This is a genomic window from Paenibacillus jilunlii, assembly GCF_900102965.1.
Taxonomy (GTDB): Bacteria; Bacillota; Bacilli; order Paenibacillales; family Paenibacillaceae; genus Paenibacillus_AQ; species Paenibacillus_AQ jilunlii.
This window is the reverse complement of the sequence record NZ_FNGM01000001.1, coordinates 42,988-63,552: the sequence shown is the minus strand read 5'-3', so window position 1 is coordinate 63,552 and position 20,565 is coordinate 42,988. Positions and strand designations below refer to the sequence as shown.

The window sequence follows — 20,565 nt, the reverse complement described above, 5'->3', positions numbered from 1 at the left end:
TATGGCTCAGAATCACTTCAGAAATCCGGTCAAAGGCGAAGACGCGACCGCCGTCTCTTCCACCGGACCGAGCCCGGCCAAATAGGCCTTGCGGCCTGAAGATACGGCTTCGCGGAAGGCTTCGGCCATCAGCAGCGGATCACGGGCAGTAGCGATAGCCGTATTGAGCAGCACAGCGGAGGCCCCCAGCTCCATAGCTTCCGCCGCTTCGGACGGTCGGCCGATACCGGCGTCAACAATAACCGGAAGCTCCACCTCAGAGATGAGAATGCGGAGCAGCTCTTTGGTCCGCAGGCCGCGGTTGGAGCCGATAGGCGAGCCAAGCGGCATAACCGCGGCAGCTCCAGCCTCTTTCATTCGAATTGCAGCGGAGAGGTCCGGGCTCATATACGGCAGCACCACAAAACCTTCGGCGGCAAGTATCTCCGTAGCGCGGATGGTCTCAAGATTATCCGGCAGCAGATATTTCTGATCGTTAATGACCTCAATCTTTACCCAGTTGCCAAGGCCTGCGGCTCTGGCCAGTCTGGCGATCCGCACGGCTTCCTCGGCGGTGCGCGCCCCCGATGTATTAGGCAGCAGGGTCATATGGGGAGGAATATGGCTGACAATATTGTCGCGGCTCTCCGGATCTATGCGGCGAAGGGCAACCGTGATCACTTGTGAGCCTGAAGACGCAACCACCTCGGGAATCAGTGTATTCCGGCTGTATTTGCCGGTGCCGATGAACAGCCGGCTTGATAACGTAATACCGCCAATCACAAATGGATCTAACATAAGCATGCCTCCTGGTATGAAATCGGATAATATCTGCTGGGGTTGCAAAATGAAGAGATGCTATGGGAACGAACGCCCCGCATTGTGCTCTCTCAGGAAGCAGTGCTTCAGCCCCCGCCTACAAAATGCACCAGCTCCAGCCGGTCACCTTCACAGAACGATGTCTCGCCGTAATGCTCCCTGTTCACAATTTCACCATTGCGCTCCACGATCACAAGCCGTCCGCTCCATTCGGGCCGGCTGAGCAGGTCAGCTACCGTCCGGCAGTCTTCCGCAATCTCCAGGGCTTTGCCATTGATGATCAGATTCATGCCTTCTCACCTCCTTTGCGTGACATATCCATAGCTCACTAAACGCATAACAACTTAAACACATAACAACTCCGGTCTTAAGCCTCCTGGACCGCCAACCGGTAAGCACGCGCAGCGGATACAGCGTCTCCGGCACCACAAATGCCGGACATGACTGCAATCCCGGCTGCCCCTTGCCGGATCACCTGACCGGCATTGCCCGGCTCTATGCCGCCGATGGCAATCAGCGGAATACGGCTGCAGCGCACCGCTTCCCCCAGCGGCCCCAAACCGCGCTCCTGCTGGCCGGGTTTGCAGGCGGTAGGAAAAACATGGCCGAACAGGCAATAGTCGGCCCCCTGCAGGCCCGCTTCCGCAGCTTCCGCCGCGGAATGCACCGACCTGCCCAACCGCAGGCCGGGAGCGGCGGCACGGGCGGCAGCCGGCGGCAGGCTGTTCCAGGCCAGCTGAACAGCGCCTGCACCAGCGGCCAGCGCAACATCCAGCCGGTCATTGATGACCAGGCTGGAAGCGGGAACCCCCGCAAGCAGCAGCTGCTTCGCCATGTCCAGCAGTTCCAGGGCAGACCGGTGCTTTTCCCGCAGATGGATGTAGTCCACGAGCGGATATACAGCCGCAGCAAGGTTAATGAATTGTCCCGGCGCAAGCCTTCCGTCCGAGATCAAATGAATCTCCGCCACAGCTTCACCTTCTATTCGCTATATTCTTTGAGCAGACCGGGAACAGAACAAACCAGCCTTCGACCCTTCAACAAAGGCATTTCTGCCGTTCTTTCCAGGCAATCCAGCCTTTGGTCCTTCAACAAAGGCATTTCTGCCGTTCTTTCCGGGCAAACCAGCCTTCGCCCCCTCAACAAAGGCATTTCTGCCGTTCTTTCCGGACAAACCAGCTGTCGACCCTTCAACAAAGGCATTTCTGCCGTTCTTTCCGGGCAAACCAGCCGTCAACTCTTCAACAAAGGCATTTCTGCCGTTCTTTCCGGACAAACCAGCCGTCAACTCTTCAACAAAGGCATTTCTGCCGTTCTTTCCAGGCCAACCCGCGTTCAGATCCAAATTTGTTCTTTAAACGAACCAAGTAAAAAATCCCTTCTCCCCTTACACACCTTATCCAAAACAGAAAAAACACATAATTTCCAGACAACAAAAAAACCGCCCCCCGCGATAGGAGGCAGTCATAAATTTGTACAGGAATACGGGCGTATGGATACAACCCCGCTGCAGTTCATTCATTCTCCGCTTTCCTACGCTGGGTTTAACCAGATCAGGTTCAAAGGGTCCGAACGGAACGTTCGTCTCAGCCTTGCGGCACCCCTAGGGACAATTCCATTATTCAGTTGCTGACGTGGTTCATATTAACATATAATTCCTCGGAAAAGCTATCCCTTTTACTGAAAAACTGCTTCCTTGGCATGTGCAGCAAAAAGAGCGGGCCGCGGAGGCACGCTCTTAAAACTGCTGCTGTATTTTCACGCAAACCAAGTTTACCACAAAGCTCTTAGCCGTTGACCACTTCTCCGCCATTGACATGCATGACCTGCCCGCTGACATAGGATGAATCATCCGAGGCCAGATAGACATAGGCTGGAGCCAGCTCTTCCGGCTGTCCCGGGCGTTTCATCGGCTGTGTGCCGCCGAACTCGCTGACCTTTTTGGCATCAAAGGTGGATGGAATCAGCGGTGTCCAGATCGGGCCCGGAGCTACGGCATTGACACGGATGCCTTTTTCCGCCAGATTCATCGACAGCGAGCGGGTGAAGCTGAGAATAGCGCCTTTGGTAGACGAATAGTCCAGCAGCTGCGGGCTGCCCCGGTAGGCTGTGATCGATGTCGTGTTGATGATTGTAGAACCTTTTTTCAGATGCGGCATGGCGGCCTTGGTCAAATAGAACATGGAAAAAATATTGGTGCGGAATGTCCGCTCCAGCTGCTCCGAGGTAATATCCTCAATCTTATCCTGCGGATGCTGCTCGGCGGCGTTGTTGATCAGGATGTCGAGTTTGCCCAGGCCTTCCACCGTTTTGTTGATGAGATCCTGGCAGAACGCTTCCACCCCGATGTCACCGGCAACCAGAATACACTTCCGGCCCTCCTGCTCGACCTGGCGTTTCGTTTCTTCGGCATCGGAATGCTCATTCAGATAGGAAATGACCACATCCGCACCTTCCTTGGCAAAATGAACGGCAACTGCACGCCCGATGCCGCTGTCGCCTCCCGTAATAAGAGCCGCCTTGCCCAGCAGCTTGCCTGCCGCTTTATAGCTTGAGGTTTCGAATTCCGGGCGCGGCTTCATCTCGCTCTCAATTCCGGGCTGACGGTCCTGCACCTGGGGTGGCAAAGTTTTAGTGGATTGTTTGTTGTCTGGCATGATCCATTCTCCTTTCGCTGTGCAACTTTTTTGGGAAGTAACCACATCGTATTAGGATGGCTTATGCGTCATCAATTATACAATCGCTTTACGTTATGTTACTTACCACACTTCCAGGTGATCCAAACAAAAAATCCAGCCGTTTTTGGCGGGGACGGCCCTCCGTCATCATCACCTGTCTCTGCATCTCCACAAAAAACGGCCCTCGCAGCCGCAGCCGCAAGAGCCATTTTACGAGATTTCAACTTAGATGATATGTCTGTACACCATAAAAAACATCATCACAATCAGCAGGGCCATCAGCAGCAGGCTCAAGGTGCGCAGCTTCGCGGTATGGTCAGACACATCGCGGTTCTCGCGCATTCCGGCAGCTGCCAGACGCAGCGGCTTGCCCATGATGCCGCCCAGGGCAAACATCGCCAGCAGGAGAACTACAACCACCACCATCCAGGCTACGGTATAATCTCCTTGTGAAATCATATAGCCCCCTGTCAGCAGTTGAATGACCAGACCATACTGGGCGAACCGGTTAAATCCGCCGATAGCGCTTAACGTTCCCTCTTTGGCTGAAGCAGAGAGCTTGGCCGTACCGCTCAGAATAAACGGCAGCACCAGATAGAAGCCGAGCGCCAATGTCCCGATCATATGTAGGAAAAAGAAAATCCGATCCATGATTAGCCTCCTCATTTTTCGCTGTGATATAAGTTACATTCTTATTATACCCAACCGCATAGTTTATGAAAAGAAAGCCCTCATTTCTTAAATGGAAATGAGGGCTTGTGTCCGTTTGAACCTACACCGTAACCACAGAAGTTACCGCACGTACTGAATCCGCAGACTTATCGAGAGCCGCCTTCTCTTCCGCTGTCAGCTCCAGCTCGAAGATCTTCTCAATGCCGTCCGCACCCAGCAGCGCCGGGATGCCCATGAACAGACCGTCGTACCCGTATTCTCCTTCGAGAAGGGCGATGACAGGAAGTATCCGCTTCTTATCCTTCAGAACCGCTTCGGTCATCTGCACGAGAGATGCCGCAGGTGCATAGTAAGCACTGCCGTTGCCAAGCAGGCTGACAATCTCACCGCCGCCAACCCGGGTACGCTGCACAATCTCCGCAATCCGCTCTGCCGGAATCAGTGTTTCGATCGGAATGCCGCCGACACTGGAATACCGCACCAGCGGAACCATGTCATCCCCGTGGCCGCCCAGAACAAAGCCGCGCACATCCTCCACCGAAACGTTAAGCTCCTCGGCGATAAAAGTACAGTAACGCGCGGTGTCCAGCACGCCGGATTGGCCGATGACGCGGTTTTTGGGAAAGCCCAGCGTTCTAAAGGCCACGTAAGTCATGGCATCTACCGGATTGCTCAGGATGATGACAATGGCTTCCGGCGCCACACGCTTCACATTCTCGCAGACCGATTTTACAATGCCCGCATTCGTGTTGACCAGATCATCGCGGCTCATTCCCGGCTTGCGCGCAATCCCCGCCGTGATGATAACAATATCCGAATCTGCAGCATCGCCGTAGCTGGAGGTACCCGTAATCCGGGCATCAAACTTCAGTACCGGACCAGCCTCCAGCATATCCAGCACCTTGCCCTTGGTCGGGTTCTCCAGCTGGGGAATATCCAGAAGCACCACATTGCCAAGCTCCTTTTGGGCAAGCATTAGCGCAGTGGTGGAGCCGGTAAAACCGGCGCCTACGACTGTAATTTTATTACGTTTGATAGCCACGTTTATCCTCCTAAGAGTTTAGTGAGCATATCCAGCCTTGACACAGCTTCGGCAAATTGACTTCGCAGCACAAGCTGAGGAGGGTTGGTCTTATAGATGACTGATGATTTCGTCAGCAAAGGCCGAGCATTTCAGCTCTGTTGCGCCTTCCATCTGGCGGGCGAAATCGTAGGTCACGGTCTTATTATTGATGGCCGTGCTCATGCCTTTGTAGATCAGATCTGCCGCTTCCTGCCAGCCCAGATGCTCAAGCAGCATAACGCCGGACAGGATTACCGAACCCGGATTGACTACGTCTTTATCGGCATATTTCGGTGCAGTGCCGTGTGTAGCTTCAAAAATAGCGTGTCCTGTAACATAGTTAATATTCGCTCCAGGCGCGATGCCGATGCCGCCGATTTGCGCTGCGAGCGCGTCGGACAGATAGTCCCCGTTCAGGTTGAGCGTGGCGATCACATCGAAATCGGTTGGACGGGTCAACACCTGCTGGAGGGCGATATCCGCAATCGCATCCTTGATGATGATTTTGCCGGATGCTTCCGCTTCCTTCTGGGCAGCATTTGCAGCAGCCTCGCCGCTCTTCTCCTTGATGGCATCATATTGGTTCCAGGTGAAGACCTGGTCGCCGAATTCCTGCTCCGCCACTTCATAACCCCAGTTCTTAAAGGCCCCTTCAGTGAATTTCATGATGTTGCCCTTATGCACCAGCGTCACACTCTTGCGGCCATGCTTGATTGCATATTCCACCGCAGAGCGCACCAGGCGCTTCGAGCCTTCGGAGGATACCGGCTTGATGCCGATGCCGGATGTTTCCGGGAAACGGATTTTGTTCACGCCCAGCTCTTTCTGCAGGAACTCGATCACCTTTTTCACTTCTGCGGAGCCTTCCTTGTATTCGATGCCGGCATAGATGTCCTCTGTATTTTCACGGAAAATCACCATATCCACCAGCTCGGGATGCTTCACCGGAGAAGGCACACCATCGAAATAGCGTACCGGACGCAGGCAGACGTACAGATCCAGTTCCTGGCGCAGCGCCACGTTCAGGGAACGGATACCGCCGCCGATCGGAGTAGTAAGCGGCCCCTTGATGGCTACAATGTACTCACGGATTGCTTCCAGCGTATCATTCGGCAGCCATTCACCATATGTATTGAAGGCTTTTTCGCCGGCAAATACTTCGTACCAGGCAATCTGCTTCTTGCCGCCGTAGGCTTTGGCTACTGCAGCATCCAGCACCCGTTTGGAGGCTTTCCAAATGTCGCGGCCTGTACCGTCACCCTCGATGAACGGGATGATCGGATGATCCGGAACGAGCAGCTTGCCATCTTCGATTGTAATTTGTTCGCCTTCTGTCGGCAGATCGTATTTTTCCAGTTTCAACATTATTGGGTAGTCCTCCTAAAAGTTTATGAGCCTATACTCCCTTGATTGGTCTTCGCAAAAAACGCACGTTTGGAAGCATAGACTTTAGTATGGTTTATATTTCATTCTACTAAAGGGGTGTAGCGGCCCGCAAGGGGCCGCATTATCTCTCGTCCACCGGAACGTACTTTTGTTCGGACATGCCTGTGTATTCCGCACGCGGGCGGATGATGCGGTTGTCCTCATACTGCTCCAGAATATGTGCAGTCCATCCAGAGGTACGGCTGATGGCAAAAATCGGCGTGAACAGCTCCCGCTCAATGCCAAGCTGCGTATAGACCGAAGCCGAATAAAAGTCCACATTGGGCTTGAGGCCCTTCTGTGAAGTAATCAGCTCTTCGACTTTGACCGACATCTCGTAGAGCGTGGTATCATTCTTCATTAATCCCAGCTCGTGGGACATTTTCATCAGGTGTTTGGCGCGCGGATCGCCATTTTTGTAGACCCGGTGGCCAAAGCCCATAATCTTCTCCCGGCGCTCCAGCTTGCCTTGGATATACGGCTCAACCGCGTCCAGGCTGCCGATTTCCTCCAGCATCTTCATCACAGCCTCATTCGCACCGCCGTGCAGCGGCCCCTTCAGGGCGCCGATGGCCGAAGTGACACCCGAATAAATGTCCGACAGCGTAGCCACCGTTACCCGTCCGGCAAACGTAGAGGCGTTCAGCTCATGGTCGGCATGCAGCACCAGCGCAGCATCGAGTGCTTTGACGGATACGATATCCGGCTGTTTACCCCAGAGCATATAGAGGAAATTCTCGGCAAGCGATAAGCCTTCTTTGGGAGCAACAGGCTCCAGTCCCTTGCGGATGCGGGCCAGCGCAGCCACCACCGTCGGAATCTGCGCCTGCAGCTTCACAGCCTTGATCTCATTGGCCTCACGGCTCATATCGTCCGCTGCTTCATCGTACAGGGCAAGGCTCGATACAGCCGAGCGCAGCGCAGCCATAGTGTTGGCTTCTTTGGGATACAGCTTCATTTGCGCAATCACCTGTTCAGGAATCGGGGCAAAAGCGCTGAGATCACGCTGCAGAGCCTGCAGCTCGGGAGTTGTCGGCAGATTGCCGAACCACAGCAAATAAGCGGTCTCTTCGAAGGTGGCGTTCTCGGCAAGATCATCAATATCATAACCGCGGTAAGTGAGTACGCCGTCTACAATCGAACTGATCGAGGAGGTAGTGGCAACAATGCCTTCCAATCCTTTGGTAGCTGTCATAGTATCTCTCTCCTTTGCCAACAAGGGTATAAAAGCTGTTTTTACGCTAATGAAAACATTTACATTTTGATGTATCCCAATCTTTAATGACTAGGCGTTGTGGCCTCTTGCAGAGATTGCAACGAACTTTTTGCGTATAGCCTTTATTTATCATAACGGATTTTGACGGTTATGTGAACAACGTGGAAGCTTTGGAGAAGATCAAATGATTTTATCGGACAGATAGAAAAAAACTTCCGAATTCCCTGTTTCATGTTTGCGCTTTCAGTTTAGCGTTTGACTCCCATGAGCGGGATAAATGTATCCGGGTAGTCTCAAAAATCAATCTCTGAATATATATTAGACGAGCCGTTGTTGTGTCCGGGGAGCCTGATCAGGGGGGATGAAGCATGGATTCGCTGGTATTAAAAAGAGTGCTGCGCGGCCTCTGGGTCGTGCTGGCCGCCGCATTGCTGCTGCTGGGGGTCTATGTCCTGCTGCCGCTCGTGTACCCTCTGCTGCTTGCCTACCTGCTCGCCTACCTGATGCATCCGCTGGTGCTGATTCTGAGAGGCTTCAGGCTTCCGCGCTGGCTGGCCGTGTCGCTTTCTCTGCTCTTTTATGTCGGGGGTACCGCTCTGGTGCTGACCGCGCTGATCACCCGCCTTGTCAAAGAATTGATCGGGCTGCTGCAGACCTTCGATCTGCATACCGACCAGTGGCGGGAGCTGCTGCTGTCCATCAGCCGGAATGCCAGCATTCAAAATATTATTAATCAAATCAACCAGTTTTACCACGATAACCCGGACTATCACGCCACTATCGACAGCAATATCAGCAGAACCACGGAAACGGTAGGCCAGGCTGTGACAGAGGTCATCACCGGCTTCTTCAATATGGTCCTTAAGCTGATCTCCGCACTGCCCAGCATGGGCTCCATTATGATCGTCATCATGTTATCTGCCTTCTTCCTCAGCACGGGCTGGGAGCGGCACAATGCCAAACTGAGAGCACTGGTGCCTGCACCGCTGCGCAGACCGGTGTCAGAGATTTGGCAGGATCTGCGCAATGCGCTGTTTGGCTACCTGCGGGCGCAGCTGGTGCTGATTTCTATCACGGCCATTATTGTCATCACCGGTCTGCTGCTGCTTGGCGTGAATTCGGCCTTTGCCATCGGTCTGACGATCGGTCTGGTTGATCTGGTGCCCTATCTCGGCGTAGGAATTGTACTGCTTCCCTGGTCCATCTACTCTTACATGACCGGCAATCTGGCGCTCGGCATCGGGCTGTCGGTGCTCTACGCCGTGATTCTTATCACCCGCCAGATCCTGGAGCCAAAAGTCCTTGCGAGCAGCATCGGCCTGGACCCGCTTGCCATGCTGATCGGCGTGTTCGCCGGCCTTCAGCTGTTCGGCATGCTCGGTCTGCTCCTCGGTCCCGTCATACTGGTCGTGCTCGATGCCTTTCACCGGGCCGGTGTGTTCCGCGCCCTGCACAGTTATATTGTGAGCGGGAGACTGCATTAGATCTAAAGTGTGCTGTTTAACGGGTGAACCACCTTGAGACTGCAGCTTACGGCATCGGTATGATTGACTTTAGATGGTGTTTGTAATCTCAAAAACCATAGGAGTACCCCGGAAGCTATTCTTCATCGCTTTGGGGCACTCTTCTTTTTTTGCAAACGGGTGCTGCAGCCAATGATAGAGTGCGTGCCCGAACTTTCTTAAAGTGAAAAAGCGCGATATGATAGTTGCATCCTATCATGTAACGGGAGGTGAGCATCATCGCTTCAAACATACTCATTGTCGAAGATGACCATGTAATTCACGACCTGCTTATCGACTATTTACGAAAAGAAGGCTATGAAACGGAATCTGCTTATACAGGGGAAGAGGCAGTCCGCCTACTCAAGCAAATGCCTTTTCAACTCCTGATCTTGGATCTGATGTTGCCTGAGATGGACGGTTTCGAGGTGCTCCGCCGCGTGCGCGAAACCCAGACCATTCCTGTGCTGATCTTGTCTGCCAAAGGGCAGGAGGTTGATAAAATCATCGGGCTCGGGCTGGGAGCGGATGATTATTTAACAAAGCCGTTCGGGCTCGGTGAATTGTCCGCCCGAGTCAAGGCGATGCTTCGCCGCTACTTCTATTTCAACAACCATCCGAACGATCAGTCTCCATCCGTGCTGAACCATGGCGGGCTGGTGATCGACCTGCATACCTATGAAGTCTCTTCCCGGGCCGGTAAAAAGACACTGACAGCCAAAGAATTCGATATTTTGAAGCTGTTTCTGAGCTATCCGTCGCGAGTGTTCACGAAAGCGCAGATTTTCCAGGCCGTCTGGAAAGAAGACCCTACCTTCAACGAGAATACCGTCATGGTCCACATCCGCCGTCTTCGCACGAAAATTGAGCCGGATCCGTCAAGTCCGATCTATATTCAAACCGTGTGGGGAATCGGATACAAACTTGGAGAGGCCATGAGCTGATGCCGGTGTATATAATGATTTCCGTCCTCTTGCTGGCTGCGAGCAGCCTGCTCGTATACCGGCAGTGGCATCTGAAGCGGCAATTGACGCTGATGACCGCACGCATCGAGGAGATACGGGCAGGCGCTATCAACCAAAGAGTGCGCCTCCCCAGCGCGGACCCCGCTTTGAATAAGCTTGGAGGCGGTATGAACCGGCTCATTGACGACTTTCAGCAAAGTATGGAGAAGGTCAACCTGCTGGAATCTGAACGTAAGAAGATGATTACCCATCTCTCCCACGATTTACGCACCCCGCTGACGGCGATCATGGGATATGTGGAAGTCATGCAGCGAGATCCATTATTGACGGAAGCCGCACGGCAGCAGTACTTCCGTATCATTGCCGCCAAAGGGAACAAGCTGGACGCGTTAATCCGGGATTTCTTCGAATTGTCCAAATTTGAAGACGATAACAGTATGCCGGAGCCTGAGAGAATAAATATCGTCGAAAAAATGCAGGAGGCCGTCCTCTCCTTCTACCACCAGTTTCATCAGGCACAGCTCACGCCGCAGCTGCAGTTCCCGGAGAAGTCCGTTTACGTTTGGGGGGACAGACAGAGCATCGAACGAATCATGAATAATCTGCTCACGAATTCGCTTCGCTATGGGGCAGACGGCGAAACAATAGGTATTCGGGTCCGGGAAGAGGAAGACCATGTATGGGTCGACGTATGGGATTGCGGGCAAGGGATTTCGGAGATCGACTTGCCCCATGTCTTCGAACGCCTCTATACCGGCAAAGCTTCCCGCAACGCGGCACAGCAAGGTAACGGACTGGGGCTGACGATCGTTAAGAAATTGGTAGAGAAACAGCTCGGCGAAATTCATGTGAGCAGCATTCCGAACGAAATGACCATCTTTTCCTTTTGTTTGCCCAAAGCAATGTAAGAAATTTTTAAGGAATATGTCAGTCCCATGTAAATTCCCTATCGTATAATCAATCCAACCAAGCGAATGGTTATGAAGTCCAGTTGCTTCGAAAAATCTTAGGGGGTTGGAATTAAGTGGAATACATCTTGAAAACAAGGGATCTTACCAAGAAGTATAAGACACATACAGCGGTCGACGGGATCAGCATCTCTCTGAAAAAAGGGGAAATCTACGGCTTTCTTGGGCAGAATGGAGCCGGTAAGACAACTACAATCCGAATGATCATGGGCCTTATAAAGCCCACATCCGGCCGAATCGAATTGTTTGGGGAGAACGCCGAATCGAGCCGTAAAGCCGCTTTCGAACGCATCGGCTCCATGATAGAAATTCCCGGCTTTTACCCAAATTTGACCGCTGCCGAGAACCTGGACATTCACAGGCGGATGATGGGCATGGGGAACAAGGAGAGCATCGAGGAATCGCTGGAACAAGCCGGCTTGCTGGACGCCCGCAACAAAAGAGTGAAAAATTTCTCGCTGGGGATGAAGCAGCGGCTCGGCATTGCCCGCTCCCTGCTGCACCATCCCGATCTGCTTATTCTCGACGAGCCGACCAACGGGTTGGATCCGGCCGGAATCAAGGAAGTGCGGCAATTAGTTATGGACTTGGCCTCAAAACGGAATATTGGCGTGCTGGTATCGAGCCATATTTTAAGCGAAGTCCAGCAGATGGCGACGAAGCTTGGCATCGTCCATCACGGAAGATTAGTCGAGGAGATCGAACAGCAGGCGCTGCAGATGAAAAACAGGCATTGCGTCGAGTTCAAAGTGAGCAATGATCGCGAAGCAGTCATGCTTCTGGAGCAGAAATTGGGCATTTACGATTATTCGGTTCCCGAACCGGGGGTTGTCCGGGTGTTCGAGAAGTTGTCGGACTCTGCCGTAATCAACCGGCTGCTGGTCGAGAACCGGGTAGACGTCGGGGAGATCACGATGCTGCGCGAGACTCTGGAAGATTACTTCCTCAGCTTGACGGGAGGCGATCTCAGTGCTTAACGTTTTCTACACCGAGGTATTGAAATTGAAGCGAAGCAAGCTCGTGTGGCTAACTATCTTCGGCGGTGCGTTGCCGGCAATCTTGGCAATATTCGGACAATCGGGGCACATGAATTGGAACGATCTTTTGGTTAACAATTCTCTGTTTCTCAATGTCATGATCGCGCCGATGCTTCTATCGCTGCTCGCGGGTTTTGTTGTCGTCCGGGAATACGGAGATAATACGATCAACCAGCTCTTTGTATACCCTCACCGCCGAGTTACAATCCTGGTTGGCAAAATGGTCGTCATCCTGCTCCTGACGCTGGCAATCTTTGCGCTGAATTATGTCTTGATCTGGTCAGCAGGCAGCCTCATGACCGACCAGGCCATTACGGAAGAGCTCTTCTGGAAGTTTACCCGCGCGCAACTGTGGATGTTTGTACTGCAAGCACTACTGATCCCGGTTACAATGACGGTCGGGACCGTAGGCAAAAGCTTCATTCCTCCTGTTGTGCTCGGAATCATCGCCATTCTCATCAATATGATGGGGCTGCAGAGTGTCGAAGATAGTATTGACGGCCGGATTACGTTGGTCAGTTTTATCCCTTTCGGTTCTATGATCGTACATTTGCTGGATATCATGAAATCGAATGTCAACGAGGATATTTACCGTATCCATGCTTTGTATCCTCAGGGGGTTGTTTTTCTCATGTTTTTCATCTTCAATATCTTCTACTACGCCAAATCCGAGGTGCATAGCGGCTCTTGAACACCCGGACTGACAACAATATAAGCTGTTGCCGGGTTATCCGGAGATGTTGCGGATCACTGCGAATTCACCAGCGTGATGGGATAGATGCTCACCAGAATGTTTCACACCGCTTTTCACAAGACGCCGTTACTTTCCCATGGTAATTTAAACATCGTGTCTTTCCACAAAAAAAGAGCGTTTCTACTGCATAATCTGCAATAGAAACGCTCCAGATGAACCGGAAATTAGATTCTGCTGCATTTCCTGCACCAGATTTCAGGAATTATCCGATATTTCCCGGAATTCCCCGAATTAAGCACAAACTGCAACAAGGGGCCAAACCATGCAGAAATAGCATTTATTCTGCATCCAGGCGGAGCCTCTTGTACAGAACCGAGTGTGCTTCACACGGCGGTACCCTCCTCTTACCCCCCTTACCTGCGGTAAAAGGTGAAGGTGCCGTTTTTCATCTTTTTCTCAATCCATTTCAACAGAAAAACCCGGTACAGCGGCCGGGTCAGCGGAAATACCAGCGAAAAGCCGACGATATCCGTCACAAAACCTGGGAGAATCAGCAGCAGCCCGCCAAAAAAGATGCACAAGCCGTCCAGCATGGTCCTCCCCGGCACCCGGCCTTCCTGCATCTGCGTTCTGCTGTCCAGCAGCACCTTCTTGCCCTCGAAACGCATCATCAAGAAGCCGATCACGGAACTGGCCAGCATGAGCAGCAGCGTTTTGGGGGCTCCGAGAAAACCTGCCACGTAAATAAACCCGAATAATTCCACGGCCGGGATAACAAACAATGCAGCCCACAGCCATTTGTTCCTGATCATACTGCTCCTCCTTCTTTCCTCAGCGCCATGGTTATGGCCAAAAACAATTCCGGAAGCACCCGGTCCAGCCTTACAGGCTTCCAATCCGTATTCAGCCACACATGGCTCGTTGAGCCGGTAACCAGCAGTTCTCCGGGCAATTGCCCGGGATCAGCAGGCGCAGAAAGCCCCGCAAGCGCGGATGCCCCTGGTTCACCCGTCTCCGTCCCGGCCAGCCGGCGGATTTCATATTCATATACAACCCGAAGTGCCCCAAAAGTCGTAAGCCGTGCATACACAGCGACAAGATCATCATATCGCGCCGGACTTTTAAATTGCAAATCTGCTGTTGTTACCGGGAGAAACACCCCCATATTTTCCAGCGAACGGTAGGCAAAACCAAGCTCCCGGAACATCTCTGTACGCCCGCTCTCGAACCAGCTCAAATAATTGGCGTGATAGACTACTCCCATCTGGTCTGTCTCCTGATAGCGTACGCGGAACGTTGTGCCATGCCAGCGGCTGGTCCATACCGGATTACGTGATTTCATAAGAACAATGCCCCTTTCCAGGCAGAAACAGTTCCGCCAATCTTAGCTATCCACATGGGAATGTTATAACACAAAACATAGATATCCTCATAGTTTCGGCAGCTCCCCTAAAGGCTCGCTCTTTCGGACGCTACCGGTATTAGAACGCGCTTCCGCGTGCTCCGGGAGACGTAAAAGATCAGCAGCACTCCCACCGCAGAGCTGAGCATGCAGGATAAATTCATCAGCCACACTCCCCCCTCCCTAAGCAAAATCCCATTAAGCAGATTGCCCAGAATCCCCGCAAAACCGGAGAATACGATGTTGAACACACTTTGGCCTGTAGCCTGCATTTCCGGCAGCGTAATATGCGATACATACTCCACGGCGGCGATATAAAAAAGCCCGAAAGACAGGCCATGCAGCACCTGGACGCCGATCATCACCCCCGGGGTCGGAAAAGCGAACTGGATTCCCCACCGCAGCACATAGATAAGGGCACCAAGCAGCAGCGTACGCTCCCTGCCCAGCTTCTTGATGACCTTCGAGGCATACAGCATTGAGGGAAAGTTCGTAAATGAGGCTATGAACAACGCAATCCCGGCATGGCTGGTCGAGCCCCCCACAGATTGAAAGGCCAGTACAAAATAAGTACCGAAGGCTGTCATCGTCTGGTTTACGAGAAAACTCCCGCCCAGAAAAGCCAAAAATATTTTGTTGCCCAGCAGCTTTTTGATGCCCTTGGAGAACGACTGGCTCATCATCCGGTTCTCTTCCGCCTGCTTAGGCAGGGTAAGCGCAAACACAACGGCCACACAGTTCAGCAGCAGAAACGGCACCCAGATCGTGGATACGGAAAAATGCGAGACATACTGCGACCCCGCATAGGCCCCTACGGCCGCTCCTATGCTCAGCATCATCCGGATGCTCCCGTAAGTGGAGCCGGCCTTGTTTGCCGCTACAATGGCGTAGGAATCGGCGATAGGCGCCTGTGTAGAGGAGAAGATGGTCGAAAGCGTATAAACCACCAGCAAAACAATGAAATAATCCGACTGGTAAAAAACCGCCAATACCGCCGGAACCGCCACACTTAAAATCAGCACCAGCCGGGCTTGGTTGTAGCGGTCAGAGATTACGCCCCAGAGAGGCTGAATACAGATGGCAATCAGCGTGCCTGTCGCCATCAGCATTCCGATCTGGCCGCTGTCCAGTCCACCCTGCTTCAGCAGCAATGTAAGATATGAGCCGAATGAGCCGCCGGCAAGTCCCAAGAACAGATAAAATCCGCGCAGCTTGAGCAGTTTTTTCATTTGTGCAATAAGTCCTCTCTATTCCTTTTTAACGGAATACCCATACTTTATAACTTTGCGCCGCATTTAATAGAGCAGCAAGTCTTAACTTCTATATTAATAAAAGGCGGTGGATATGTGAACAGAACTGAGCTTTCAAAACGCACCCGGCCCTGCTTAACGGACAAATCCCATTCGGGCAAAGCGCAAAGCACCGGTTTTGGCTGGACCTCCGGCAACTGGAGCGGGTATGCCATCTCCGGAAAAAAAGGCGCGTTCCGGCGGATATCCGGCGAATGGATTGTCCCATTGGTCAAACCCACTTCCAGCCCTACCTACTCCTCAGCCTGGATCGGGATCGACGGCTTCAAAAACAGCAGCCTGATACAGACAGGCACCGGTCATGAATCTATAGGCGGGGTTGTCCACTATTATGCCTGGTGGGAGATTCTCCCTGCCGCAGAGACCGTTATTCCTTTTCCCGTATCGCCGGGGGATCACATGAAGGCTTCCATCGTTAAGCTGGGCAGCGGCAAATGGTGCATCACGCTCTCCAATCTCAGCAAATTATGGACCTTTCGCACATTTCAGCGTTACACCGGGCCCCAAACCTCCGCCGAATGGATCATGGAAGCGCCCCAAGTGGGCGGTATCATCGCAGCGCTGGCAAAGGTGTCAACCACCCGCTTCTTCCGCTGCCGTGTCAACGGGAAAAGCCCAAGGCTGACACCTGCTGACGGCGGAATCATGGTGCAGAAGAAAATTACAGTAGCTGTACCCGGTAGCCCCAATGCAAGCGGCGATGCTTTTATAGTCAAACGAGTCTATCGTAAAGGGAAACCTCTGATTCACTCCAGAAGCCCTATTATTGTCCGCTCTTAATGGTATTTTTGCCTCAAAGCGCCCGCTTCAATATACAAGTATTCATTTTAGCAAAAAAAAGCAATGGCGTCTTGCACCATTGCTTTTTTGGAATTCAATCATCATGGCAAAGAACAGATGTCCAGAAGACTAGTCAGCTGGAATCGTGTCAACCTTTACCAGGTTCGTGGAACCGGAACGTCCAAGCGGAATACCGGCTGTAATTACAACCAGATCGCCGGCTTTGACGAGACCGGAAGCTTTGCCGCCTTTAAGAGCCGTTTCCAGCAATTCATCGGTAGAAGTAGCTTCAAGTCCGTGAACCGGAGTTACGCCCCAGACAAGAGCGAGTTGACGCATAGTTCTTTCTTGTGTGGTCACAGCGATAATCTGTGATTTAGGACGGTATTTGGAAACCACGCGTGCAGTGTGGCCAGTTACAGTCGAAGAAATAATCGCTTTGGCATTCAGGTCCAGAGCGGAGATCGCTACGGATTGGCTGATTGCTTCAGTTACAGTGGTTTCTTGAGCGATCTGCTGCTTCATGAAGATCTCGCGGTGGTTCAAAGCGGATTCTGCCTTCTCAGCAATGCGGGACATGGTCAGCACGGATTCTACCGGATATTTCCCGGCAGCTGTTTCACCGGACAGCATGATTGCATCGGTTCCGTCAAAGATTGCGTTCGCTACGTCACTCGCTTCAGCACGGGTAGGACGCGGGTTGCGCTGCATGGAATCCAGCATTTGTGTTGCAGTAATTACCGGTTTGCCGGCAATGTTGCATTTTTGAATCATCAATTTCTGAGCCAAAGGCACATCTTCAGCCGGAATTTCCACACCAAGGTCGCCGCGGGCAACCATCAGGCCGTCGGAAGCTGCCAGAATTTCATCAAGGTTGTCAACACCTTGCTGGTTTTCGATTTTGGAAATGATTTGGATATGGGAAGCGTTGTGCTTCTCAAGCAATGCACGGATTTCCTGAACGTCGCTGGCTTTGCGGACGAAGGAAGCGGCGATAAAATCGATGTCCTGTTCGATCCCGAAAATGATATCATTGGTGTCTTTTTCCGTAATGCCCGGCAGGGAGATAGCAACTCCAGGTACGTTAACACCCTTCTTGCTCTTGATCGTACCGCCGTTAACAATGCGGGTCTTGATTTCTGTGCCTTGAATGTCAACAACGGTAAGTCCGATAAGGCCGTCGTCGATCAGGATGGTAGATCCTACTTGAACATCGTTAGGAAGGTCGGCGTAAGTGATGGAGATACGGTTTTGGTCACCAAGGATTTCTTCCGTAGTCAGTGTCAGATACTCATCCTGAACCAGTTCAATCGGTTCTACTTCCAGTTTGCCTGTGCGAATCTCTGGTCCTTTGGTGTCGAGCAGGATAGCAACAGTCTTGCCAAGCTCCTGGGAAGCCTGACGGATCGTTTTGATCCGGTTGCCATGCTCTTCAAAATCGCCGTGGGAGAAGTTCAGACGGGCTACATTCATACCGGCCAAAATCAATTTTTTGATATTCTCCAACGATTCACTAGCAGGACCAATCGTACATACAATTTTACTTTTCCGCATTAGGTTTTCCTCCGTTTTTTCGTTCTCTCTGTCTCACTTTTTCCAACTACAAAATCTACTATAAGGCATGCAATTTGCATAGGAACTTTGTCACATGTACCTTTTACTGCACCCTAATGAATATTACTGCAACTTGGACACAAAATCAATGTTGCAGCGACTTTTTACAGTAAATTTACTTTAGATTTTCAAAAAAAGCCGGCAAAACAAAAACAGCCCTGCAGCTATCACAGGGGTGTTGTATTGGTAATAAAAGTATACTGAAGCCCGTCCGGATTGAGGGCTGCCAAAAATATACTTATGTCTGAAAGTACAAATGGAAACCTGTCTTTAGTCGACGCTGTGCACTTCAGCCTCAGCACTGACCAGTTCAGCCTCAGCTTCGGCAAATACGCCAATTTTGCGGAATTTACGATAGCGGTCCTCTTTGAGCCCGGCCGGGTCCAGCCCCGACAGCTCCTGCAAATGGCGCCACACGGCATCCTTAATCGCCGCTGCGGTCTCTTCGTAGTCACGGTGAGCCCCGCCCCGGGGTTCCGGCACGATCTCTTCAATGACCTCCATCTCCAGCAGATCGGCGGCTGTAATTTTCATGGCTTCCGCAGCCTGCTCCGCCTTGGAGGCATCCTTCCACAGAATGGACGCCGCACCGTTCGGAGAGATGGCGGAATAAATGGCATGCTCCAGCATCAGGACGCGGTTGCCCACTGCCATAGCCAAAGCACCGCCGCTGCCGCCTTCGCCTATAATCACACAAACCACAGGTACGGCCAGCTGCGACATTTCATACAGATTTCTGGCAATAGCTTCGGATTGGCCTCTTTCTTCTGCCGTATTGCCGGGGTAGGCCCCCTTGGTATCGACAAAAGTAATGATCGGACGGCCAAACTTCTCCGCCTGCTTCATCAGACGCAGGGCCTTGCGGAATCCTTCCGGATGGGCGCTGCCGAAGAAACGGAGGATGTTTTCCTTCGTATCTTTGCCCCGCTGCTGGCCGATCACTGTGACGGGCGCCCCGTTTAGCTTGGCTATTCCGCCAACTACAGCCAGATCATCGCCGAAATGGCGGTCGCCATGCAGCTCGATAAAGTCGGTAAACATCAGGCTAATCAGATCGAGTGAGGTTGGACGGCCATGATGCCGGGCCAGATGCATCTTCTGGGACGGCGATATATTCGAGTATATCTCATCTTCCATCACACGGTACCGCTCTTCAAGCCGGGCGGTTTCATCGCTGAAATCAATCCCTTTTTCTTCACCGAACTGTTTCAGCTCGGCAATTTTCTTGCGCATCTCTAACAGAGGCATTTCAAAAGGCAACTCTCCCGCCAACCTAAAATCCCCCTTTCGAATCATGCAGATCCAGCAGCTTGGCAAGGGTTGCACGCATTTCCTTGCGGTGCACCACCAAATCCAGCTGCCCATGCTGAAGGTTGAATTCAGCGGTCTGGAAATCCTCCGGAAGCTTCTGGCGGATCGTCTGCTCAATTACAATCCGTCCGGCAAAGCCAAAGACTGCCCCCGGCTCGGCGATGATGATATCCCCGAGACTGGCAAAGCTCGCCGATACACCGCCCGTGGTAGGATCGGTAATGACGGAGATATACAGCCCGCCAACCTCGCCAAATCTGGCAAGCGCGGCGCTGGTCTTGGCCATCTGCATCAGACTGAGAATACTCTCCTGCATCCGGGCTCCGCCCGAAGTTGAAAAGATCAGCAGCGGCAGTCTCTTCTCGGTGGCTTCTTCCACCGCACGTGTAATTTTCTCACCCACAACCGAGCCCATGCTGCCGGTAAAAAATTCAAAGTTCATTACCGCAACAATCACCGGATGGCCGCCAATGGTACCCTGGCCTGTGATCACAGCTTCAACCTGTCCTGTTTTGGACTGCTGTTGTTCCAGCTTGGACGCATAGCCAGGGAACTGCAGCGGGTCCACCGAGGCCATCTCACTGTCAAATTCAATAAACCCTTCAGGGTCCAGCGTCATCGCGATCCGTTCAGAAGCGTTCAGGCGCATATGGTAGCCGCAGGAAGGGCATACCTTCAGGTTCTTCTCCAGCTCCTTGCTATACTGGATCGTTCCGCATTTGGTGCACTTGCTCATGAGCCCTTCGGGAATCTCCCGTTTGGGCCGCTCACCTTCACCCGGTCCGCCGGTCCTCTCCACACGTTCTGAAGGAATGGTCGCGTACTTCCGTTTTTTCTGAAATAAATCTTTGAACAAGGGTCGCACCTCTTCAGCCGTTTATTTGCGTATGCCATCTAATGTTTATCTAGGGATGCAGAATCAGATTAAGGGCTTCCTGCACTTCCTCAAGCTCACCCGAAGGAACCAGAATCTCAAACTGCTGCTTGGACATATTGACCGGACGGCATTTTATCAGAAATCCTTCTTCCGTAAGCTTGCTCTGAATCATATCCGCCACTTTGGCGGTCGGCGCTATATAGATTACCGTCCACATGCCCTGCAAAGCCTCCCTAATCTTAATTCCCAGCCG

22 protein-coding genes and 1 riboswitch are annotated in these 20,565 nt (G+C 52.4%); of the genes, 6 read left to right on the top strand and 16 right to left on the bottom strand.

Annotated elements, in window-relative coordinates; translation table 11 throughout:
• Nucleotides 1-12 precede the first annotated feature (12 nt).
• From BLQ82_RS00290 to citZ, 9 genes are all read right to left on the bottom strand, one after another.
• Nucleotides 13-777, bottom strand: coding sequence for a thiazole synthase (locus BLQ82_RS00290; RefSeq protein WP_062526280.1), 765 nt, complete (start codon nt 775-777; stop codon nt 13-15).
• Between the two features lie 107 nt (nt 778-884).
• Nucleotides 885-1,088 (bottom strand): sulfur carrier protein ThiS, encoded by a 204-nt coding sequence (gene thiS, locus BLQ82_RS00285; RefSeq protein ID WP_025707058.1) that lies wholly within the window; start codon nt 1,086-1,088, stop codon nt 885-887.
• A gap of 77 nt (nt 1,089-1,165) precedes the next feature.
• Nucleotides 1,166-1,768 (bottom strand): thiamine phosphate synthase, encoded by a 603-nt coding sequence (locus tag BLQ82_RS00280; protein ID WP_062526278.1) that lies wholly within the window; start codon nt 1,766-1,768, stop codon nt 1,166-1,168.
• Between the two features lie 18 nt (nt 1,769-1,786).
• Nucleotides 1,787-2,143 (bottom strand): hypothetical protein, encoded by a 357-nt coding sequence (locus BLQ82_RS00275; RefSeq protein ID WP_062526277.1) that lies wholly within the window; start codon nt 2,141-2,143, stop codon nt 1,787-1,789.
• A 168-nt stretch (nt 2,144-2,311) separates the two neighbouring features.
• A riboswitch (TPP riboswitch) is annotated at nt 2,312-2,413 on the bottom strand.
• 172 nt (nt 2,414-2,585) lie between these two features.
• Nucleotides 2,586-3,455: an SDR family oxidoreductase gene (locus BLQ82_RS00270; RefSeq protein WP_025707783.1), complete on the bottom strand. Its 870-nt coding sequence runs from the start codon at nt 3,453-3,455 to the stop codon at nt 2,586-2,588.
• 246 nt (nt 3,456-3,701) lie between these two features.
• Nucleotides 3,702-4,127 carry a hypothetical protein gene (locus BLQ82_RS00265; RefSeq protein WP_062526275.1) on the bottom strand — a complete coding sequence of 142 codons (426 nt, stop codon included), beginning with the start codon at nt 4,125-4,127 and terminating at the stop codon, nt 3,702-3,704.
• A gap of 121 nt (nt 4,128-4,248) precedes the next feature.
• Nucleotides 4,249-5,190, bottom strand: coding sequence for a malate dehydrogenase (gene mdh / locus BLQ82_RS00260; RefSeq protein ID WP_062526273.1), 942 nt, complete (start codon nt 5,188-5,190; stop codon nt 4,249-4,251).
• A 90-nt stretch (nt 5,191-5,280) separates the two neighbouring features.
• A complete protein-coding gene (icd, locus tag BLQ82_RS00255; protein ID WP_062526270.1) occupies nt 5,281-6,576 on the bottom strand; it encodes an NADP-dependent isocitrate dehydrogenase in 1,296 nt (431 codons plus the stop codon).
• Nucleotides 6,577-6,718: 142 nt separating this feature from the next.
• On the bottom strand, nt 6,719-7,831 hold the full coding sequence (gene citZ, locus BLQ82_RS00250) for a citrate synthase (RefSeq protein ID WP_062526268.1): 1,113 nt from the start codon (nt 7,829-7,831) through the stop codon (nt 6,719-6,721).
• A gap of 389 nt (nt 7,832-8,220) precedes the next feature.
• Between citZ and ytvI the strand changes: the two genes are divergently transcribed.
• The 5 genes from ytvI (at nt 8,221) to BLQ82_RS00225 (ending at nt 13,015) form a co-directional block, all read left to right on the top strand.
• Complete coding sequence (ytvI, locus tag BLQ82_RS00245) at nt 8,221-9,336, top strand: sporulation integral membrane protein YtvI (RefSeq protein ID WP_062526266.1); 1,116 nt, start codon at nt 8,221-8,223, stop codon at nt 9,334-9,336.
• Between the two features lie 257 nt (nt 9,337-9,593).
• Nucleotides 9,594-10,298: a response regulator transcription factor gene (locus BLQ82_RS00240; protein WP_062526861.1), complete on the top strand. Its 705-nt coding sequence runs from the start codon at nt 9,594-9,596 to the stop codon at nt 10,296-10,298.
• A complete protein-coding gene (locus BLQ82_RS00235) occupies nt 10,298-11,227 on the top strand; it encodes a sensor histidine kinase (protein ID WP_062526264.1) in 930 nt (309 codons plus the stop codon). The genes BLQ82_RS00240 and BLQ82_RS00235 overlap by 1 nt, the downstream gene beginning before the upstream one ends.
• 116 nt (nt 11,228-11,343) lie before the next feature.
• Nucleotides 11,344-12,264, top strand: coding sequence for an ABC transporter ATP-binding protein (locus BLQ82_RS00230; RefSeq protein WP_062526262.1), 921 nt, complete (start codon nt 11,344-11,346; stop codon nt 12,262-12,264).
• Nucleotides 12,257-13,015, top strand: coding sequence for an ABC transporter permease (locus BLQ82_RS00225; RefSeq protein ID WP_062526260.1), 759 nt, complete (start codon nt 12,257-12,259; stop codon nt 13,013-13,015). Before BLQ82_RS00230 ends, BLQ82_RS00225 begins: the two co-directional genes overlap by 8 nt.
• A 416-nt stretch (nt 13,016-13,431) precedes the next feature.
• On the opposite strand, the gene BLQ82_RS00220 is transcribed toward BLQ82_RS00225, so the two are convergent.
• The 3 genes from BLQ82_RS00220 to BLQ82_RS00210 form a co-directional block, all read right to left on the bottom strand.
• Nucleotides 13,432-13,830 carry an FxsA family protein gene (locus BLQ82_RS00220; protein WP_062526258.1) on the bottom strand — a complete coding sequence of 133 codons (399 nt, stop codon included), beginning with the start codon at nt 13,828-13,830 and terminating at the stop codon, nt 13,432-13,434.
• Nucleotides 13,827-14,360, bottom strand: a complete 534-nt coding sequence (locus BLQ82_RS00215; RefSeq protein ID WP_062526255.1) for an acyl-CoA thioesterase — start codon at nt 14,358-14,360, stop codon at nt 13,827-13,829. The genes BLQ82_RS00220 and BLQ82_RS00215 overlap by 4 nt, the downstream gene beginning before the upstream one ends.
• Nucleotides 14,361-14,467: 107 nt before the next feature.
• A complete protein-coding gene (locus BLQ82_RS00210) occupies nt 14,468-15,649 on the bottom strand; it encodes an MFS transporter (RefSeq protein ID WP_062526252.1) in 1,182 nt (393 codons plus the stop codon).
• A gap of 117 nt (nt 15,650-15,766) precedes the next feature.
• On the opposite strand from BLQ82_RS00210, the gene BLQ82_RS00205 reads away from it, so the two are divergent.
• Nucleotides 15,767-16,510, top strand: a complete 744-nt coding sequence (locus tag BLQ82_RS00205; RefSeq protein WP_062526250.1) for a G1 family glutamic endopeptidase — start codon at nt 15,767-15,769, stop codon at nt 16,508-16,510.
• Nucleotides 16,511-16,639: 129 nt separating this feature from the next.
• Here the strand turns inward: BLQ82_RS00205 and pyk are convergent, their stop codons facing one another.
• From pyk to BLQ82_RS00185, 4 genes are all read right to left on the bottom strand, one after another.
• Nucleotides 16,640-18,064 (bottom strand): pyruvate kinase, encoded by a 1,425-nt coding sequence (pyk, locus tag BLQ82_RS00200; protein WP_025707773.1) that lies wholly within the window; start codon nt 18,062-18,064, stop codon nt 16,640-16,642.
• A gap of 330 nt (nt 18,065-18,394) precedes the next feature.
• Entirely contained in the window at nt 18,395-19,396 is a 1,002-nt protein-coding gene (locus tag BLQ82_RS00195; protein WP_062526248.1) for an acetyl-CoA carboxylase carboxyltransferase subunit alpha, read from the bottom strand.
• 1 nt (nt 19,397) lies between these two features.
• Nucleotides 19,398-20,291: an acetyl-CoA carboxylase, carboxyltransferase subunit beta gene (gene accD / locus BLQ82_RS00190; RefSeq protein ID WP_025707771.1), complete on the bottom strand. Its 894-nt coding sequence runs from the start codon at nt 20,289-20,291 to the stop codon at nt 19,398-19,400.
• A 49-nt stretch (nt 20,292-20,340) separates the two neighbouring features.
• Nucleotides 20,341-20,529, bottom strand: coding sequence for a hypothetical protein (locus BLQ82_RS00185; RefSeq protein WP_062526243.1), 189 nt, complete (start codon nt 20,527-20,529; stop codon nt 20,341-20,343).
• Nucleotides 20,530-20,565: the final 36 nt, after the last annotated feature.

Coding starts and splice junctions, on each gene's coding strand:
- BLQ82_RS00210 (WP_062526252.1), bottom strand. CDS start 15,649: ATGAAAAAACTGCTCAAGCTGCGCGGATTTTATCTGTTCTTGGGACTT.
- citZ (WP_062526268.1), bottom strand. CDS start 7,831: ATGACAGCTACCAAAGGATTGGAAGGCATTGTTGCCACTACCTCCTCG.
- icd (WP_062526270.1), bottom strand. CDS start 6,576: ATGTTGAAACTGGAAAAATACGATCTGCCGACAGAAGGCGAACAAATT.
- BLQ82_RS00215 (WP_062526255.1), bottom strand. CDS start 14,360: ATGAAATCACGTAATCCGGTATGGACCAGCCGCTGGCATGGCACAACG.
- BLQ82_RS00265 (WP_062526275.1), bottom strand. CDS start 4,127: ATGGATCGGATTTTCTTTTTCCTACATATGATCGGGACATTGGCGCTC.
- thiS (WP_025707058.1), bottom strand. CDS start 1,088: ATGAATCTGATCATCAATGGCAAAGCCCTGGAGATTGCGGAAGACTGC.
- ytvI (WP_062526266.1), top strand. CDS start 8,221: ATGGATTCGCTGGTATTAAAAAGAGTGCTGCGCGGCCTCTGGGTCGTG.
- pyk (WP_025707773.1), bottom strand. CDS start 18,064: ATGCGGAAAAGTAAAATTGTATGTACGATTGGTCCTGCTAGTGAATCG.
- BLQ82_RS00270 (WP_025707783.1), bottom strand. CDS start 3,455: ATGCCAGACAACAAACAATCCACTAAAACTTTGCCACCCCAGGTGCAG.
- BLQ82_RS00220 (WP_062526258.1), bottom strand. CDS start 13,830: ATGATCAGGAACAAATGGCTGTGGGCTGCATTGTTTGTTATCCCGGCC.
- BLQ82_RS00185 (WP_062526243.1), bottom strand. CDS start 20,529: ATGTGGACGGTAATCTATATAGCGCCGACCGCCAAAGTGGCGGATATG.
- BLQ82_RS00290 (WP_062526280.1), bottom strand. CDS start 777: ATGTTAGATCCATTTGTGATTGGCGGTATTACGTTATCAAGCCGGCTG.
- BLQ82_RS00235 (WP_062526264.1), top strand. CDS start 10,298: ATGCCGGTGTATATAATGATTTCCGTCCTCTTGCTGGCTGCGAGCAGC.